Annotated in this window: 2 protein-coding genes; both read right to left on the bottom strand. The window is 61.8% G+C overall.

All coding sequences use genetic code 11. The annotated features are described in order from the left end of the window. Positions 1–92 precede the first annotated feature (92 nt). On the bottom strand, positions 93–707 hold the full coding sequence (locus ACFHNC_RS24675) for a hypothetical protein (RefSeq protein WP_437171884.1): 615 nt from the start codon (positions 705–707) through the stop codon (positions 93–95). A 253-nt stretch (positions 708–960) separates the two neighbouring features. Continuing rightward, positions 961–1254, bottom strand: a 294-nt coding sequence (locus tag ACFHNC_RS24670; RefSeq protein WP_437171883.1) for a transposase, incomplete at its 5' end; no start/stop codon positions are given.

The raw sequence follows: 1254 nt of genomic DNA, 5'->3' as shown, positions 1-1254 counted from the left end.
ACGCCAGGGTCCACAAATCAGTCCACAAGAGCGCGGGTCGGCTCGGCTTACGAACGCGGGAGCGGTCTGTGGTCTGGCGCCCAGCAGTGCGCCTAGCGCGAGCAGAAGCCCGATAAAAGATCGCCGCTGAAGTTGACCATCGTGAAGCGCGGTGGATGCACCCAGGCTCGCACCCTAACCGTCGCCGTTACGAAGCCATTTGACAAACTGGCGAACCAATCTTCACCGGCGTCATCGCCGCGTTTGGTGATGTGGAAAACGGCACTGACGGGCATCATGATCTCGCGATCACGCCAATGCAGCAAACCACTTTCGGCATCAAAGATGAACCTGCCGTCGCTTTCGCGCTGCCATGGCGGCACGGTTGAAAACGGCGCTGGCGATGGACCGTCAAGGGTCCGAAACCGGCCTTCAACACGACACTCGAACAGCGGCGCCTGAGCCACCGCTTTCGTCGCGCTGCCCGCAAAGCCGACACAGACAAGATAGAGAATGAATGGAGCGGCGCGTCTCATGCCGCTACGTGCTGAAACTAAAGCGCGCACGCAACCAGTAGCGGCTGGAGTGCGCAGTTTCAGGGCGCCACGCTGGGGGCCGGGCAGCGCGAACACCACCACCGCGCCGCCCGGCATCTGGATACCCACCAGCACGGTCGGCGCCTCGCGCGCGCGCGTGGTTTTTGGGCCTGACAGAACATCAACGGCCATCGGCTTCACTCCTATTCCAAAGGTTCAGGATCGGGGCGGATGGGGTGCGAGCCACAATTCCTTCCCAACGCAGGGACAGGCAGGACCGGACTGCGGACAGGTATTGCCCCCAAGGGGCAAATACACAGTCCGCGTCTGCCGGCTCGGACACGTCCGCCCCCTGTCCGCATCTGTCCGCGTAGGGAAAACCTTGGTCCGCGCCCGGTCCGTCATGTTTACGCATAGTGGAGTGCGCCCCTGCGGGTGGACAGTTTCAGGCTGCTGTTTTGACCGTCTGGCGGGCGTGTTGTTCCTCGAATTGCGCGGGGCTGAGATAGCCCAAGGCAGAATGTAGGCGCTTCTCGTTATACACCTCGTCGATGAAGCGCGGCAGGTCCGCGGTGACGTCCTCGAACGTCTCGTAGGCTGCCAGATAGACAGCCTCGACCTTCAACGTCTTCATGAAGCTCTCGGCCTTGGCGTTGTCATAGGGATTGCCACGGCGGCTCATCGAGCCAGCCAAGCCGTGAGTGGTCAACAGGGCGCGGTAGATCTCCGATGCATATTG

It is taken from the genome of Falsiroseomonas sp. E2-1-a4 (assembly GCF_051433165.1).
Lineage (GTDB): Bacteria > Pseudomonadota > Alphaproteobacteria > Acetobacterales > Acetobacteraceae > Falsiroseomonas.
Note: the sequence above shows the minus strand (reverse complement) of the source record. Positions and strands in the feature narration are given on the sequence as shown.

Coding starts and splice junctions, on each gene's coding strand:
- ACFHNC_RS24675 (WP_437171884.1), bottom strand. CDS start 707: ATGGCCGTTGATGTTCTGTCAGGCCCAAAAACCACGCGCGCGCGCGAG.